Annotated in this window: 15 protein-coding genes; 14 read left to right on the top strand and 1 reads right to left on the bottom strand. The window is 61.4% G+C overall.

The features are described from left to right. The first annotated feature begins 25 nt into the window (after nucleotides 1-25). The 14 genes from hscA (at nucleotide 26) to IU367_RS13165 (ending at nucleotide 15078) form a co-directional block, all read left to right on the top strand. Entirely contained in the window at nucleotides 26-1888 is a 1863-nt protein-coding gene (gene hscA / locus IU367_RS13230) for a Fe-S protein assembly chaperone HscA (protein WP_274452129.1), read from the top strand. A 1-nt stretch (nucleotide 1889) separates the two neighbouring features. Next, complete coding sequence (gene fdx / locus IU367_RS13225) at nucleotides 1890-2228, top strand: ISC system 2Fe-2S type ferredoxin (protein ID WP_005310414.1); 339 nt, start codon at nucleotides 1890-1892, stop codon at nucleotides 2226-2228. Nucleotides 2229-2386: 158 nt separating this feature from the next. Beyond that, complete coding sequence (pepB, locus tag IU367_RS13220) at nucleotides 2387-3691, top strand: aminopeptidase PepB (RefSeq protein ID WP_274452128.1); 1305 nt, start codon at nucleotides 2387-2389, stop codon at nucleotides 3689-3691. 103 nt (nucleotides 3692-3794) lie between these two features. Continuing rightward, nucleotides 3795-5078, top strand: a complete 1284-nt coding sequence (gene pepB, locus IU367_RS13215) for an aminopeptidase PepB (RefSeq protein ID WP_043136753.1) — start codon at nucleotides 3795-3797, stop codon at nucleotides 5076-5078. A gap of 283 nt (nucleotides 5079-5361) precedes the next feature. Further along, the gene (gene ndk, locus IU367_RS13210) at nucleotides 5362-5790 is read left to right on the top strand and encodes a nucleoside-diphosphate kinase (protein WP_274452127.1); all 429 of its coding nucleotides are present in this window, start codon (nucleotides 5362-5364) and stop codon (nucleotides 5788-5790) included. A gap of 166 nt (nucleotides 5791-5956) precedes the next feature. Continuing rightward, nucleotides 5957-7060, top strand: coding sequence for a dual-specificity RNA methyltransferase RlmN (gene rlmN / locus IU367_RS13205; protein WP_098984356.1), 1104 nt, complete (start codon nucleotides 5957-5959; stop codon nucleotides 7058-7060). A gap of 12 nt (nucleotides 7061-7072) precedes the next feature. Next, nucleotides 7073-7864, top strand: coding sequence for a PilW family type IVa pilus biogenesis/stability lipoprotein TapF (tapF, locus tag IU367_RS13200; protein WP_098984355.1), 792 nt, complete (start codon nucleotides 7073-7075; stop codon nucleotides 7862-7864). Continuing rightward, nucleotides 7854-8792 (top strand): RodZ domain-containing protein, encoded by a 939-nt coding sequence (locus tag IU367_RS13195; RefSeq protein ID WP_098984354.1) that lies wholly within the window; start codon nucleotides 7854-7856, stop codon nucleotides 8790-8792. Before tapF ends, IU367_RS13195 begins: the two co-directional genes overlap by 11 nt. A 10-nt stretch (nucleotides 8793-8802) precedes the next feature. Then, on the top strand, nucleotides 8803-9918 hold the full coding sequence (ispG, locus tag IU367_RS13190) for a flavodoxin-dependent (E)-4-hydroxy-3-methylbut-2-enyl-diphosphate synthase (protein ID WP_098984353.1): 1116 nt from the start codon (nucleotides 8803-8805) through the stop codon (nucleotides 9916-9918). A gap of 139 nt (nucleotides 9919-10057) precedes the next feature. Next, nucleotides 10058-11335: a histidine--tRNA ligase gene (gene hisS, locus IU367_RS13185; RefSeq protein WP_098984352.1), complete on the top strand. Its 1278-nt coding sequence runs from the start codon at nucleotides 10058-10060 to the stop codon at nucleotides 11333-11335. A 3-nt stretch (nucleotides 11336-11338) separates the two neighbouring features. Then, a complete protein-coding gene (locus tag IU367_RS13180) occupies nucleotides 11339-11989 on the top strand; it encodes a YfgM family protein (RefSeq protein ID WP_042865878.1) in 651 nt (216 codons plus the stop codon). Beyond that, on the top strand, nucleotides 11982-13166 hold the full coding sequence (bamB, locus tag IU367_RS13175) for an outer membrane protein assembly factor BamB (RefSeq protein WP_043136735.1): 1185 nt from the start codon (nucleotides 11982-11984) through the stop codon (nucleotides 13164-13166). The genes IU367_RS13180 and bamB overlap by 8 nt, the downstream gene beginning before the upstream one ends. Nucleotides 13167-13240: 74 nt before the next feature. Next, a complete protein-coding gene (gene der, locus IU367_RS13170; RefSeq protein ID WP_274452126.1) occupies nucleotides 13241-14740 on the top strand; it encodes a ribosome biogenesis GTPase Der in 1500 nt (499 codons plus the stop codon). Nucleotides 14741-14844: 104 nt separating this feature from the next. Continuing rightward, nucleotides 14845-15078 carry a zinc ribbon domain-containing protein gene (locus IU367_RS13165; RefSeq protein ID WP_098984350.1) on the top strand — a complete coding sequence of 78 codons (234 nt, stop codon included), beginning with the start codon at nucleotides 14845-14847 and terminating at the stop codon, nucleotides 15076-15078. A 354-nt stretch (nucleotides 15079-15432) separates the two neighbouring features. Here the strand turns inward: IU367_RS13165 and mltF are convergent, their stop codons facing one another. Further along, entirely contained in the window at nucleotides 15433-16923 is a 1491-nt protein-coding gene (gene mltF / locus IU367_RS13160) for a membrane-bound lytic murein transglycosylase MltF (protein ID WP_103472950.1), read from the bottom strand. Between the last annotated feature and the right edge of the window lie 40 nt (nucleotides 16924-16963).

The raw sequence follows: 16963 nt of genomic DNA, 5'->3' as shown, positions 1-16963 counted from the left end.
TTTAACGCTGGAATTTTGATTACCCATGGCATTACTGCAAATCGCCGAGCCCGGCCAGAGCGCCGCACCTCATCAGCATAAACGTGCCGTTGGCATCGATCTTGGCACCACCAACTCTCTCGTTGCTGCGGTTCGCAGCGGCCACGCCGATACTCTCTGCGACGAGCAGGGACGCGATCTGCTGCCGTCCGTGGTGCACTATCAGTTCGACAATGGTCAGGCTGATGCGATCCGGGTCGGCTTCGACGCCAAGCGCGAGGCGGCCCTCGATCCGCACAACACCATCGTCTCCGCCAAGCGGATGATGGGCAAGGCGCTGGCCGATATCGATACCCGCCAGCAGCCTTATGAGTTCGTGGCCGCCGACAACGGCATGCCCCAGTTGCAGACCCGTCAGGGGCTGGTCAACCCGGTGCAGGTCTCAGCCGAAATCTTGAAGAAACTGGCCGAGCGGGGCGCCGCCGCACTGGGTGGCGAGCTGGATGGCGTTGTCATTACCGTGCCCGCCTATTTCGATGACGCCCAGCGTCAGGGCACCAAGGACGCAGCCCGTCTGGCCAGTCTGCACGTGCTGCGCCTGCTCAACGAGCCGACCGCGGCCGCCATTGCCTACGGCCTCGACTCCGGTCAGGAAGGGGTGATAGCGGTCTATGACCTCGGTGGCGGTACCTTCGACATCTCCATCCTGCGGTTGCACCGTGGCGTGTTCGAGGTGATGGCCACCGGTGGCGACTCAGCCCTCGGCGGCGATGATTTCGATCACCTGCTGGCGGACTGGATCAAGGCGCACGCCGGCCTTGAAGGCCAGCTCGACGCCCGTACCCAGCGCGAGCTGCTGGACGTGGCCGCCGCCGTCAAACACGGCCTGACCGATGCCGATCGGGTGCCCTGTGCCTTTGCCGGCTGGCAGGGAGAGGTGAGCCGCAGCCAGTTTGATGAGCTCATCATGCCGCTGGTCAAGCGCACCCTGCTGGCTTGCCGCCGCGCCCTGCGCGATACGGGGCTGGAGCAGGTGGAAGTGCTGGAAGTGGTGATGGTCGGTGGTTCCACCCGAGTGCCGCTGGTGCGCGAGCTGGTGGGCGATTTCTTCCAGCGTCCGCCGCTGACCAGTATCGACCCGGACAAGGTGGTGGCCATCGGCGCCGCCATCCAGGCCGACATCCTGGTGGGCAACAAGCCCGATGCCGAGATGCTGCTGCTGGACGTGATCCCGCTCTCCCTGGGGCTCGAGACCATGGGTGGCCTGGCCGAGAAGGTGATCCCGCGCAACACCACCATACCGGTGGCCCGCGCCCAGGAGTTCACCACCTTCAAGGATGGCCAGACCGCGATGGCGATCCACGTGGTGCAGGGCGAACGCGAGCTGGTGGCCGATTGCCGCTCCCTGGCCCGGTTCACCCTGACCGGCATTCCGCCGATGGCGGCGGGCGCCGCCCACATTCGCGTCACCTTCCAGGTGGATGCGGATGGTCTGCTGTCGGTCAGCGCCATGGAGAAATCCTCCGGCGTGCAGGCCGAGATCCAGGTCAAGCCCTCCTACGGGCTGGGGGAGGAGGACATACTCACCATGCTGAGCGCCTCCATCGCCAATGCCCAGCAAGACATGGATGCCCGCATGCTGGCAGAGCAGCAGGTGGAGGCCGATCGTGTGGTCGAAAGCCTCAACGCCGCGCTGGCCGCCGACGGCGATGCGCTGCTGAGCGCCGCCGAGCGCGCCGCCATCGACGGTGCTATCACCCATCTGCTGGCCATGCGCGCCACAGGGACAACCAATCAAATCAAAGATGCCATCGAGGCGGCGGACGCCGCCAGTGGCGAATTTGCAGCCCGCCGGATGGATGCCTCCATCCGCAAGGTGCTGACCGGACAAAACGTCAACAAGGTGTAATATGCCAAAACTGATTATTCTGCCCCATCCCGAGCTCTGTCCGGACGGTGCCGCCCTCGAAGGCAAGAGTGGCGAGACCATTCTGGACGTGGCGCTGCGCAACGGCATCGAGATCGAGCACGCCTGCGAGAAGTCCTGCGCCTGTACCACCTGCCACTGCGTGGTGCGGGAGGGGTTCGACTCCCTCGAGCCGAGCGATGAGCTGGAAGATGACATGCTGGACAAGGCATGGGGACTGGAGCCGGAATCCCGCCTCAGTTGCCAGGCCCGTCTGGCGGACGAGGATCTGGTGGTGGAACTGCCCAAGTACACCATCAACCTCGCCTCAGAACGCCATTGATGACGCCTTAATTACACATGAGTGAATTGAGCGTGCAGCATCCCATGGTGCAGTAATGATATGGTGAAGGCCGTGACCCTCGAGGGGAACGGCCTTTTTTGTGCTCGTTATTTCCCTGTTCATGAATGAAAGTGCCAATAAAAAGGAAGCAAGCGAAGATGGCTGACATGATGAAGGTTCTGTTGTCCACCCAGGCCGCCGCCGCCCATTGGGGCGAAGGCGCCCTGCTCAGTTTCAACGATGACCAGGTGCTGATCCATCTGGACCTTGCCCGCCAGGAGCCGGATGCACTGCGTGCCATCCAGCGTGCTGGCCGTCGACTCGAGTCGACCGGCATCAAGTGGGTCAAGCTGGCTGGTGACGCCTGGGATCTGGAGCGCCGCTATGCGTTCGCCCAGGGCTTCTATGCCGCCAAGGGCGTGCGTGAGCTTGACCTCGGTGAGCAGAGTGTTGCTGATGCACGCGAGCTGGATGCGCTGATCAAGGCGAGCCGCTGGGTGCGCGAGGTGACCAACGGTTGCCCGGAAGACATTTATCCCATGAGCCTGGCGGAATCCGCCCTGCTGCTCATTCGCGGTCTGGCCGGGGATCAGGTGACTGCCCGTATCACGGCTGGTGAGGCGCTGCGTGAAGCCGGCCATATCGGGATCTGGTCGGTGGGCCGTGGCAGCGAGCGCGAACCCGTGCTGCTGGAGCTGGACTACAACCCGACCGGGGATCGCAACGCCCCCGTGGTGGCGGCCCTGGTGGGCAAGGGCATCACCTTCGACTCCGGTGGCTACTCCATGAAGTCCTCTGACAACATGCTGCCGATGAAGTCCGATATGGGCGGCGCCGCCATGGTGACCGGTGCCCTGGCGCTGGCCATCAGTCGCGGTCTCAAGCAAAGGGTCAAGCTGATCCTCTGCTGCGCCGAGAACCTGGTCTCCGGCCATGCCTTCAAGCTGGGTGATATCCTCACCTACAAGAACGGTATCTCGGTCGAGATCCAGAACACCGATGCCGAAGGGCGTCTGGTGCTGGCCGACGGCCTGATGGCCGCATCCGACAGTGGCGCCGCCTATATTCTCGATGCCGCCACCCTGACCGGCGCCGCCAAGACGGCGCTGGGCCGCGACTACAACGCCGTGTTTGCCCTCGATGAGACCGAGCAGCAACGCGCCCTGGCGGCCGCCAAAGCCGAACAGGAGAAGGCCTGGGCCCTGCCGCTGGAACCCTGGCATGCCAGCCAGCTCACCTCCGCCTTTGCCGAGCTGGGTAACGTGGCCTCCGCCGAGGGCACGGCCGGTGCCACCACGGCGGCCGCGTTTCTGTCCCGCTTCGTGCGTGACGAGGGGCGGGGCTGGGTGCACCTGGATCTGGCGGCTTCCTATCAAAAATCCGGCAACGATCTGTGGGCGACCGGTGCCAAGGGCCATGGCCTGCGCACTATCGCTCGCTGGCTGCAGGAGGTGACACAATGAGTGTCTGGCTGAATCAAGAATTGGGTGATGGTTTGGGACAACCGGCGCAAAGAGCCACGGCCTGCGCATTATCGGTAGCCCGCAGGCTGCAGGAGGAGACAGCATGAACGTCTGGTTAAGCCGTGAGTTTGCGCCAGCCGAGTGGGGGGAGGGAGCGCTGCTCTCTCACCGCGCCGATGGCATGGTGATCCATCTGGTCACCGCCACGCCACTGCTCGATATCCAGCAGGCGGCGCGTCGTCTGTGCAGCCAGGGGATCCAGAAGGTGGCGCTGGCCGGTCATTGGGAGCGCGAACAGCAGTGGGCCTTCGCCCAGGGGCTGCAAACGCCCAAGGCCGAGGTCGAATTGCAGTGGGCCACCTCGTCGGAAGAGGACAGGGAAGAGCTGGAGGCACGCTGGCTGTGCGGGCGCTGGGTGCGCGAGATGACCAATGCTACCCCGGAGCAGCTGGGGCCGCTGGAGCTGGCGGTGGAGGCGGCGGCCTTCATCACAGAGCTGGCGCCGGACAAGGTGAGCCACCGCATTTTGAAAGGTGAAGCCTTGCAACAGGCTGGCTGGGTCGGCCTCTATCAGGTGGGCCGTGGCAGCGAGCGCGAACCCGTGCTGCTGGAGCTGGACTTCAACCCGGGGCGGGATCCCAAGGCGCCGGTGGCAGCCGCTCTGGTGGGCAAGGGCATCACCTTCGACTCGGGTGGCTACTCCATGAAGAGCTCGGAAGGCATGCTCACCATGAAGTGCGACATGGGCGGAGCGGCCATTGTCACGGGCGCGCTGGCGCTGGCCATCTTGCGCGGACTCGACAAGCGGGTGAAGCTCATCCTCTGCTGCGCCGAGAACCTGGTCTCGGGTCACGCCTACAAGCTGGGTGACATCCTCACCTACAAGAACGGCACCACGGTGGAGATCGTCAACACCGACGCCGAAGGGCGCCTGGTGCTGGCCGATGGGCTGCAACTGGCGAGCGACAGCGGGGCGCCGCTCATCATAGATGCCGCCACCCTGACCGGCGCCGCCGTGATGGCGCTGGGGGGACGTTACAACGCCCTGTTTGGCCTGGACAAGGGGCTGCTGAGCCGGGCCATGGTCTACGCCGATGCGGAGCAGGAGCCGGCCTGGCCGTTGCCGCTGGAGCCCTGGCATCGCCAGCAGTGTCCGTCCCACTATGCCGACACGGCCAACAGTCGTCCGGTCAAGGGCGGCGGTCCGGGTGGTGCTTCCAATGCGGCGGGCTTCCTCTCCCGTTTTGTCGCGAGCGAGGGGCAGGGCTGGTTGCATATCGATCTGGCCGCCTGTTTCAGCGACAACGGCGACAGCCTGTGGGCGCCGGGGGCCAATACCCTGGGCATGCGCACCATAGCGCATACCCTGCTGGCGGAAGCGCGCTGAGCAGAGAGACAATCGTCAAGGAAGGGCACCTGAGGGTGCCCTTTTCAACCGTGCTGGATGAGTGAGCAATAGGCAGGGTTTCAGAGGCTTAACATTGCTATCGTGCACAAGCGCACATTTTTTCCTGCTGCCCTGGGCCAAGATGAGTGGTGATGTTGTTTTAAGGACGTGTTTGTTTAATAAAAAGTTGCTTTTTTGTGTGTTATTTCGGTTTTTGTTTACGTATAATCGCCGCCGAACATGGATTCTAACAATAAAACTCTGTAGTTAAGGAAAGATCTCAATGGCCATCGAACGTACCTTCTCTATCGTGAAACCGGATGCTGTCAGCAAAAACCTGATCGGTGCCATCTACAACCGCTTCGAGAGCGCTGGCCTGAAGGTCATCGCCGCCAAGATGCTGCACATGAGCAGCGAGCAAGCCGCCGGTTTCTACGCAGAACACCAGGGCAAGCCTTTCTATGATGCGCTGGTCAGCTTCATGACCTCTGGCCCTGTGATGGTACAGGTGCTGGAAGGGGAAGAGGCCATCCGCCGTCACCGTGAAATCATGGGGGCGACCAACCCGAAAGAGGCCCTGGCCGGTACCCTGCGTGCCTGCTACGCCGAGAGCATCGACCGCAACGCGGTGCACGGCTCCGACGCCCCGGCCTCTGCTGCCCGTGAAATTGCCTACTTCTTCTCCGACGACGAGATCTGCCCGCGCGGCTGATCTTGCCCTGAGATGATCAAGGGAGCCTCGGCTCCCTTTTGTTTTTTGGCCTTTTGGTCAATATCCTCTTATTCTCCAGCTGGAAAGCCGGACCCATTATTTGTACAATGCCGCCCCCTGACATCGTCAGCCAATAATTTATGTAGTTTGTGGACTGAGGCCTTTGATGAGCGAAATAAAAACCAACCTGCTGGATCTTGATCGGGATGCCATGCGTGCCTTCTTCGTCGAACTGGGCGAGAAGCCATTCCGGGCAGATCAGATCATGAAGTGGATCTATCACTTCGGTTGTGATGATTTCGATCAGATGAACAACGTCAACAAGGTACTGCGCGAGCGCCTGAAGGCGATCGCCGAGATCCGTGCGCCACAAGTGAGCCGTGAACAGCGTTCCGCGGACGGCACCATCAAGTGGGCGCTGCAGGTCGGCGATCAGGAAGTGGAAACCGTCTACATCCCGGAAGAGGACAGGGCCACCCTGTGCGTCTCCTCCCAGGTAGGCTGTGCGCTGGCGTGCAAGTTCTGCTCCACGGCCCAGCAGGGTTTTAACCGCAACCTGAAAGTGTCCGAGATCATCGGCCAGGTATGGCGCGCCGCCAAGATAGTCGGTGGCAAGCGCCCCATCACCAACGTGGTGATGATGGGCATGGGCGAGCCGCTGCTCAACCTCGCCAACGTGGTGCCGGCCATGCGTCTGATGATGGATGACTTCGGCTACGGCATCTCCAAGCGCCGGGTGACCATCTCCACCTCGGGTGTGGTGCCGGCGCTGGATATCCTCGGCGATCAAATTGACGTGGCCCTGGCCATCTCCCTGCATGCGCCGAACGACAAGCTGCGTTCCGAGATCATGCCGATCAACGACAAGTACAACATCGAGGACTTCCTTGCCGGTGTGCGCCGTTATCTGGCCAAGTCCAATGCCAACGGTGGTCGCGTGACGGTGGAGTATGTGCTGCTCGATCATATCAATGACGACATGCAGCATGCCCACGAACTGGCCAAGGTGCTCAAAGATACCCCGAGCAAGATCAACCTGATCCCGTTCAACCCCTTCCCGGGCAACCCCTATGGCAAGCCGAGCAACAGTCGCATCGACCGTTTCTCCAAGGTGCTGATGGAATATGGCTTCACCGTCATAGTCCGCAAGACCCGTGGTGACGACATAGACGCCGCCTGCGGTCAGCTGGTGGGAGAGGTGATAGATCGCACCAAACGCACCATGAAAAATCGGATGCAACAGGATGGGATTTCCGTCAAAATGGTTTAAATTGCTAAGCCATTGTATAGTCAGGGAATGGATACACGTACATTGATCGTAGTGGCAGCGCTCTGCGCGCTGCCAGGCTGTGTTACCGAGACCACTTACGCGGGCCAGAATTCGACCCAGCGTGAGGTGGGTCCCGACCTCAAGGCGGCTGCCCAGACCCGTCTGGACTTAGGCATTCAATATTTGCGACAGGGCAATGCCGAACAGGCCAAGTTCAACCTTGATCGCGCCCTCCAGTACGACCCCGACAACCCTCAGGTCTACATCGGCTTCGCTTACTTCTACCAGCAGGTAGAGGATTACAAGGCGGCCGAGGAGAGCTACAAGAAAGCCCTCGCCATGGATCCGTCCAATGCTGACGCAATGAACAACTATGGTGCCTTCCTGTGCAACCGTGGTCGCTTCGACGAGGCGGAGAAGGCATTCCTGCAGGCGATCAGCCAACCCAATTACATCAAGATTGCCGATACCTATGAAAATGCGGCACTTTGCGCCGCGCAAAATCGCAGAAATGATAAAGCAAGCGAGTACTATCGCTTGGCCTTGGGGTATAATCCCCGCAATCCAAGGTTATTGCTGGACATGGCTGAGCTTTCCATGAAAGATGGCAAGCTGCCTGATGTGCAGGCCTATCTCGCTCGTTTCGCCGATGCGTCAGACGAGAACGAGAGCAGTCTCTGGTTGAGATTGCGGCTGGCTCAGGCCATGGACAAACCGGCACTCCTTCACCAATTCGGGACTGAGCTGGTAAGGCAATATCCCTCTTCGCAACAAGCCAAGCGTTACTTAGCCAATGACTACTGAACAGCCACACGATTTTCAAGACGACTCTCAGGCAGCAGGCCCAGGCCAGCTGCTGCGCAACGCCCGTGAACAGCTTGGCTGGACACGAGAACAGGTTGCGTCCCGCATTCACCTTCGTCTGACCCTGATTGCTGCGATCGAATCAGATACGTATGACAAGCACACTTCCCATACTTTCATTCGGGGCTACCTGCGTACCTACGCCAAGCTGGTCGGCATCCCGGATGAGACCATACTGGCCGCCTACGACAAGCTGGGGCTGACGCCCCCCGACAACATCGACATGCAGAGCTTCTCCCGTCGCTCGCGCCAGCAGGCCAACGACAGTCGGCTCAAGGTGGTGACCTGGCTGGTGATCCTGGTGCTGATCGCGCTCTCCGTCGCCTGGTGGTGGCAGAGCACGGCGCGCCGCTCCGCCGGTGACGAAGCTCTGGCGGCCACTGAAATGAGTGCGACCGCCAACCCGCAGGGGGCAACCCTGTCTTCTGCGGCGGATGTGGTCGACCCTGTGCTCATGCCTGTTGCCTCCGATGCGATGGCAACGGCCGCAGAGCCGACCGTGAGCGGCGCTGCTGCCACGGCGCCGCAGGTTGAGGCCAGCAGTGCCGCCGTGGCGACTGTGACCTCTGCGAGTGTGGCGACGCTGCCGGTCGCTGATGATGATGCGACCGTGGATCCCGCCAAGGCACCTCAGCTCAAGATGAGTTTCACCGCCGACTGCTGGCTGGACGTCAAGGACGCCAAGGGCAAGACACTGTTCAGCGGCCTGAAGAAGGCAAATGATCAACTGGTATTGGAAGGACCCGAGCCGCTCAAGTTCATCATTGGCGCGCCCATGGCGGTCAATATCGAATATCAGGGCAAGTCCATCGACATGAGCCGTTACAACAACGGCCGGACTGCTCGCCTCTCACTGCCGCAGGAGTAATCTGTCCGCCATGTCCGCTCACGAATCTCCCATCATTCGTCGTAAATCCAGGCAGATCATGGTCGGTAACGTACCGGTTGGGGGCGACGCCCCCATCACGGTCCAGACCATGACCAACACCAAGACCACGGACGTGGCCGCCACCGTCGAGCAGATCCGGCGGATCGAGCGGGTTGGCGCCGACATAGTCCGGGTCTCGGTACCCACCATGGAAGCGGCGGAAGCCTTCAAGCTCATCAAGCAGCAGACCCGTATCCCCATCGTTGCCGACATCCACTTCGATTACCGCATCGCCCTGAAAGTGGCCGAGTACGGCGCCGACTGCCTGCGCATCAACCCGGGCAACATAGGCAACGAAGAGCGGGTGCGTGCCGTGGTCGACTGCGCGCGCTACTACAACATCCCGATCCGCATCGGCGTCAATGGCGGCTCTCTTGAGAAAGACATTCAGGAGAAGTACGGCGAGCCGACCCCGGAGGCGCTGCTCGAGTCGGCCATGCGCCACGTGGATTACCTGGATCGCCTCAACTTCGACAACTTCAAGGTGAGCGTCAAGGCGTCTGACGTCTTCCTGGCCATCGGGGCCTATCGCCTGCTGGCCAAGCAGATCGAGCAGCCGCTGCACCTTGGCATCACCGAAGCGGGCGGTTTTCGCGCCGGCGCGGTGAAATCCGCCGTCGGGCTCGGCATGCTGCTGGCCGATGGCATAGGCGATACCATCCGCATCTCGCTGGCGGCCGATCCGGTGGAAGAGATCAAGGTAGGCTTTGATATCCTCAAATCCCTGCGCATCCGCTCCCGTGGCATCAACTTCATCGCCTGCCCCTCCTGCTCCCGTCAGGAGTTCGACGTGATCGGTACCGTCAACGCCCTGGAAGCGCGGCTGGAAGACATCATCACCCCCATGGATGTCTCCATCATCGGCTGTGTGGTGAACGGGCCGGGCGAGGCGCTGGTCTCCGATCTGGGGTTGGCGGGGGCCGCCAACAAGAGCGCCTTCTACGAGGGCGGTCAGCGGGTCGACCGGCTGGACAACAAGGATCTCATCCCGATCCTGGAGCGCCGCATTCGCGCCCGGGCGGCCATGCTGGATCCGGCCAACCAGATCCAGGTGGACGAGGGTTGAGCCAGTGCGGGGCCACCTAGGGTGGCCCCGTCTTTAGGTTGCTGATTTTAAATCCCGCATTGGAACGCCCTGATTTTACCTCTGGGTCGAAAATCCCTATAATGCGGCCAAATTTCACGTCTTTTTCTCGAGTATCAACGTGGCAAAACAGATCCAAGCTATTCGCGGTATGAACGATTGCCTGCCGGAGCAGAGCCCGGTATGGCAGAAAGTAGAACAGATACTGCGCCAAGTGGTCGCCAGCTATGGCTACAGCGAAGTGCGCATGCCGATCGTCGAGCAGACTCATCTGTTCAAGCGTGCCATCGGTGAAGTGACCGACGTGGTCGAAAAAGAGATGTACAGCTTCGAAGACCGCAACGGCGACAGCCTGAGCCTGCGTCCGGAAGGGACCGCCAGCTGTGTCCGCGCCGGTATCGAGCACGGCCTGCTTTACAACCAGGAACGCCGGATGTGGTACATGGGCCCCATGTTCCGCCACGAGCGCCCCCAGAAGGGCCGTTACCGCCAGTTCCATCAGTTCGGGGTCGAGCTGTTTGGCATCAACGGGCCAGATATTGACGCCGAACTCATCATGCTGACCCACCGTCTGTGGCGGCTGTTCGGCATCAGCGATCATGTCACCCTGCAGCTCAACACGCTCGGTCAGAGTGCCGAGCGCGCCGCCTATCGCGATGCGCTGGTGGCCTACCTTGAGCAGTACAAGGATCAGCTGGACGAAGAGAGCCAGCGCCGCATGTACAGCAACCCGCTGCGGGTGCTCGACTCCAAGGATGCCAAGGTTCAGGCCATTCTGGTGGATGCCCCGCGCCTGTTCGATCACCTGGGCGAAGAGAGCCTGGCTCACTTCGAGGGGCTCAAGCACCTGCTCACCTCCGCCGGTATCCAGTTCGAGGTGAACGAGCGTCTGGTACGCGGCCTTGACTATTACAACCTCACCGTGTTCGAGTGGGTCACCAACAGCCTGGGTGCCCAGGGCACCGTCTGTGCTGGTGGCCGTTACGACGGCCTGGTGGAGCAGCTTGGCGGTCAAGCGACCCCGGCGGTGGGCTTTGCCATGGGCATGGAACGTCTGGTGCTGATGCTGGAGACCCTGGAGCTCAATGCCGACATTCGTCCTGCGGTGGATGCCTATCTGTGCATGGTGGGCGAGGGGACTGAGCAAGCGGGCTTCCAGTTGGCCGAGCGTCTGCGCGATGCCCTGCCTGACCTGCGCCTGATGAGCCACTGCGGTGGCGGCAACTTCAAGAAACAACTCAAGCGTGCCGACAAGTGCGGCGCGGCCATTGCCCTGATCCTCGGTGAAACCGAGGTGCAAAACGGGGAGATCACCATCAAATATCTGCGTGGCCAGGCCGAGCAACAGACCGTCACGGTCGACGCCGCCATTGCCCTGCTGGCAGCCAAAGGAGAGTAAGCAGTGGAAGTTTATACCACCGAAGAACAACAGGTTGAGGTCATCAAGAGCTGGTGGAAAGAGAACGGAACCTCGGTGCTCGCAGGAACTGTTATCGGTCTGGTTGGACTCTTTGGCTGGCGTTATTACAACGAGCGTCAGCAGACCAATCAGGAAGCCGCTTCCCAGGCTTACAACGAGATCTCGGCCCAGCTGGCCAAGGGTGATGCCGCCGCCTTCGAACAGGTGCAAGGCTTCATCAGTGCCCACCAGGGTGACTCTTACGCCGAGCTGGCCGCCCTGCAACTGGCTGCCGCTGCCGTCAAGGCAAACAAGCTGGACTTGGCTGCCGAGCAGCTGACCCAGGTGGCAAACAATGGTGATGAGAGCATTCGTCCCATCGCCGCCCTGCGTCTGGCTCGCGTGCTCAACGATCAGGGCAAGGCCGACGAGGCCCTGGCCCAGCTTGGCAAGATCAGCAATGACGCCTTCAAGGCCCAGGTGGCGGAAGTGCGTGGCGACATCCTGCTCAAACAGGGCAAGGCCGAAGAGGCGCGCGATGCCTATCAGGCGGCGGCCGATGCCGGCGGCCTGCAGGGCAGCGCCGAGCTCAAGCTGAAGATGGACGATCTGGCGCTGCCAGCCGTGACCACGGGTGGAGCTCCGGATGCGTAATCTGTTCAAGATGGTGGCGTTGGGGGCGGCAGTCTCCTTCGCCCTGCAGGGGTGCTCCCTGTTCAGCTCGGAAGAAGATCTCAATCCCATGGCGCCTTTGCCCGTGGTTGAGTCTGCCTTCACCGCCGACACGGCCTGGTCCTCTTCCGTCGGGGATGGCATAGGCGACTTCTACTCCCAGCTCAAGCCGGCGGTGGAAGAGGAGCGCATCTATGCCGCGGCCCGCGATGGCGATGTGACCGCCTTCGATCGTGCCAGCGGCAAGGAGCTGTGGAGCGTGGATCTGGCTGACCTGCCCATCAACGCCGACAAGCGCAGCGCCCGTCTCTCCGGCGGTCTGGTTTCTCGCTACGGCAAGCTGTTCCTCGGCTCCGAGAACGGGGTTGTCTACGCCCTGAACGAAGAGAACGGGGAAGTGCTGTGGCAGACCACTGTGCCGGGTGAAGTGGTGGCAAGCCCCGCCGTCGAAGACGGTCGTGTGGTGGTGCTGACCACCTCGGGTCGCCTGGTGGCGCTCGATACCGATGAAGGCAAGTTGCAGTGGACCCTGGCGGAAGAGCAGCCGCCGCTGACTCTGCGCAGTGCCGGTGCCCCCATCATCACCAACGGCGCCGTGCTCTATGGCCGTGCCGATGGCAAGGTGGGCATTGCCCTGCTGAGCAATGGTCAGCCGGTGCGCCAGTCCAAGGTGGCCGATCCGCGCGGTGCGACCGAGCTGGATCGCATGGTGGACGTGGATGCGACGCCGCTGATCGCCGGTGATGAGCTCTATGCCATCGCCTACAATGGTCAGCTGATGGCGCGCAAGCTGATGACGGGTGACGAGGTGTGGAAGCGCAAGTATTCCGGCTACCGCGACATGGCGGTGACGGGCAATGCCATAGTGCTGACCGACAGCCGCAGCCATCTGTTTGCCGTTGACAGACGCAATGGGCTTGAGCTGTGGTCCAATACCCAGCTGGAAAACCGCACCGTGACTGCCCCCGTCATCCTGGGTGACTATGTGGTGGTCGGCGATGTGGAAGGTTACCTGTATTGGCTGGATCGTACCGACGGGTCCATCAAGGCCATGCAGCAGCTCGACAGCAGTGGTCTCTACGCCGCCCCTCTGGTGGACGGTGACACCCTGTATGTGCAGAGCCGTGGCGGCAAGTTGTACGCTATCAAGCGTCCCTGATCGTCCGATAATGTGAATATCCGGCTCCTGGTCTTCGGACCCGGAGCCTTTGTCGTCTTGAGAATGAGGCTTTTATGACTCCTGTAGTAGCCCTGGTGGGCCGCCCCAACGTGGGGAAATCCACCCTGTTTAACCGCTTGACCCGTACCCGGGATGCCCTGGTGGCCGACTTCCCCGGTTTGACCCGGGACCGTAAATACGGTCAGGCGAAGTTGGGCGAGCTGGAATTTATCGTGGTGGATACCGGTGGTATCGATGGCACCGAAGAGGGGATCGAGCTGAAGATGGCCGAACAGTCCCTGCTGGCCATCGAAGAAGCCGATGTGGTGCTGTTCATGGTGGATGCCCGTGCCGGTCTGACCGCGGCGGATCAGGCCATCGCCGAGCACCTGCGCAAGACCCACAAGACGGTGTTTCTGGTGGCCAACAAGACCGATGGCATCGACGGTGACTCCGCCGTGTCCGAGTTCTACGGTCTGGCGCTGGGGGAGGTCTATCAGATCGCCGCCGCCCACGGCCGTGGCGTGCTGAGCCTGTTGGAGCTGGCGCTGGCCCCCCACCTGGAAACCCTGGTCGACGCCGCTGCCGAAGAAGATGCGCAGGATGAAGAAGAAGAGGACTTCGACGAAGAAGCCCTGCTGCGCATGGTAGCTGCCGGTGATCTCGATACCAGGGAAGATACCAAGGAGACCCCGTTCGCCGACTTGCCCATCAAGTTCGCCATCGTCGGTCGCCCCAACGTCGGCAAATCGACCCTGACCAACCGCATGCTGGGTGAAGACCGCGTCATCGTCTATGACATGCCGGGGACCACCCGTGACTCCGTCTATGTTCCGATGGAACGTGACGAGCAGAAGTACGTCATCATCGATACCGCCGGTGTGCGTCGTCGTGGCAAGGTGCACGAGACGGTGGAGAAGTTCTCCGTCATCAAGACGCTCAAGGCTATTGAAGATGCGAACGTCTGCCTGCTGGTGATCGATGCCCAGGAGACCATCACGGATCAGGATTTGAGCATCCTCGGCTTCGTGCTTCACTCAGGCCGCTCAGTGGTGCTGGTGGTGAACAAGTGGGATGGCCTGGATCAGAAGGTGAAAGAGGACGTCAAGAACGAGCTGGACAGACGTCTGGGCTTCATCGATTTTGCCCGTGTCCACTTCATCTCTGCTCTGCACGGCAGCGGTGTCGGCCACCTGTTCGAATCCATCCAGGAGGCGTACCAGTCCGCCACCCGCCGTACCAGCACCGCCATGCTGACCCGCATCATGCAGATGGCGCAGGAAGATCACCAGCCGCCCATGGTGAACGGTCGCCGCGTCAAGCTGAAGTATGCCCACGCCGGTGGTTACAACCCGCCCCGTATCGTGATCCACGGCAACCAGTTGAACGACCTGCCGGATTCGTACAAGCGGTATCTCATCAACTACTTCCGCAAGTCGCTCAAGATCATGGGCTCCCCGATCCGGGTCGAGTTCCAGGAGTCGGCCAACCCGTTCGAGGGTCGGAAGAACACCATGACCCTGAGCCAGGAGCGTCAACGCAAGCGCCTGCTCAAGGCCAAAACCAAGAAGTAAGGCCCAGCGGCTGCCCTCACCGGCAGCCGTTTTTTCTTGGGGAGAGGCGAGGGGGATCTGCTGTGGGGCGACCCACAGCAGATCCACTTTGAGAGGAGTCGAGTATGAGTACCCTGATATGCCCGGCCTGCGGCGCCGAGCTGGATAGCCGCAGTCCCGAGGTCTGCTGTGGCCAGTGCCAGGCCCGTTATCGCATCCGCGCCCTGTGTCCGACCTGCCAGCAGGAGCTGGAGCGGCTCAAGGCCTGCGGCGCCGTGGATTACTTCTGCAACCACTGCAACAGCCTGGTGTCGAAGCGCGCGGTGCACTTCGAGGCGAGCCCGGCAGGGCAGGCGTGAGGCAATAAAAAACCCGGCAAATGCCGGGTTTATGCTGTGTGTTCTGCTATCAGCAAGGTGTAGGAGCGGTTTCTGCGCCATATCTTGCGTTTGGTGTCATTGAGCTTGAGTTTGCGTCTGGGGCTCCAGGCGCACTTTGCTTTTCTGACCAGAGTAGTTCTTCTACGAGCTCGCATCTTGGTCTCCTCCCATTGAATGGCCATCCCGGCCTCGATGAATGGAGCCCATCTGAAAATGCTGTCATCCAGCTGTCAAGCTGCTGAAATCAGGCGATAAAAACAGTTTCGGACAGGCCCCGGCACATCCGGATGGTAACAGAGAACCTACCGGTAAAACAAACTTGTCAACAAGGGCTCAACGCAGGGTGATCTGCTTGACCACTTCGGCGATGACGGTGGGACGTTCGGCACTGGTCGGCTCGCTGCTGTCGTCGTCATCCAGTTCCTCGCGGCGGTGGGCCTTCTGCTGCTCGTTGTCGAGCCAGAGCAGGCTCTGGTAATACTGGCGCACGTTGTTGACGTAGTTGCGCGCCTCGCCGCCCCTGGCATAGCCGTAGCGCGCCTTGCGGTGCCAGCGTGCCTGCTGCAGCAGGGGCAGCACCTCTTTCACGTCGCTCCAGGCGTCGGGATTCTTGCCGAGCTCCTTGGTCAGGCGGCGGGCATCCATCATGTGGCCGTAGCCGATGTTGTAGGCGGTGAGGGCAAACCACACCTTCTCGTCATCGGGCACTGAGGCGGGCACCTTCTCCATCATCTGTTGCAGATAACGGGCGCCGCCCTTGATGCTCTCCTCCGGGTGCAGCCGGTTGTTGACCCCCATCGCCTTGGCGGTGGGTTCGGTCAGCATCATCATGCCGCGCACGCCAGTATAGGAGCGCGCCTCCGGATCCCAGTGAGATTCCTGATAGCTGATGGCGGCCAGCAGGCGCCAATCCACCACGCTGGCGTGGGTCTTGAACAGATCCTGATACTTGGGCAGCAGACTCTTGGCCCGTTGCAGGAAGGTGCGGGTGTCGACGAAGTCGAAGTTCTGCACGTGGCCGAAGTACTTCTCGTCCAGCTTGGCGATGGCGCCATCCATGAAGCGCTGGCCGAAGAAGTCGATGATGCTGGCGTAGAGGCTGTCATCGGGCAGCTTGGTCATGGCCCAGGCCACCGTCTGGTTCTTGGAGAGGGTCAGCCCCTCGGTGAGCTCGGGGTAGTAGCGCTGGGTACGGGCCAGCACAGTATCCTGCACCACTGTGTAATCAATCTTGCCGTCGGCCACCTGCTTGAGCAGCTCTTCCACATCCGCGTCCCGGTTGGTGCTCCACTTCAGGTTGGGGTGCTGCTTGCCGAGCTCCTTGAGCAGATCTTCCCCGGTGGAGCCGGCAGGCACCACTATGGAGCCCTTGAGATCACCAATCCCCTTGGGCTTGGGGGATCCGTTGCGATAGACCAGCTTGGGGGAGACCTGATAAAAGCCGGGGCCGAAGCGAAACAGGGCACGCCGCTCCGGGGTGACCACGATGGCGGCGGCGGCGAGATCCAGCTTGCCCTTCTTGAGCAGCTCGACCAGTTCGGCGGTGGAGTAGACGGGGACTATGGTGAGCTTGACGCCCAACCAGTCGGCATAGCTTTTCGCCAGCTCGTAATCGAAGCCCTGGGCGGTCTCGTCACGCTGGTAATAGGAGGTGGGGCCATAGATGGTGCCAACCCGGATCTCGCCCCGTTGGCGGATCTGTTCCAGCTGGCTGGAGGGGGTGTAGAAGTCACAGCCGACCAGGGTCAGCAGCAACATCAGCCCGATAAACAGTCGAAAAATGCAGCGCAAGTAGGTGAGTACCCTTGTTGAAAAAATCGGCATTTGTCAAAAAAGAGGGACCTTTATACCAGAGAGTGTGCAC

Source organism: Aeromonas bestiarum (assembly GCF_028751155.1).
GTDB lineage: Bacteria > Pseudomonadota > Gammaproteobacteria > Enterobacterales > Aeromonadaceae > Aeromonas > Aeromonas bestiarum.
The sequence above is the reverse complement of the archived record's forward strand: the minus strand, read 5'-3'. Positions and strand labels throughout refer to the sequence as shown.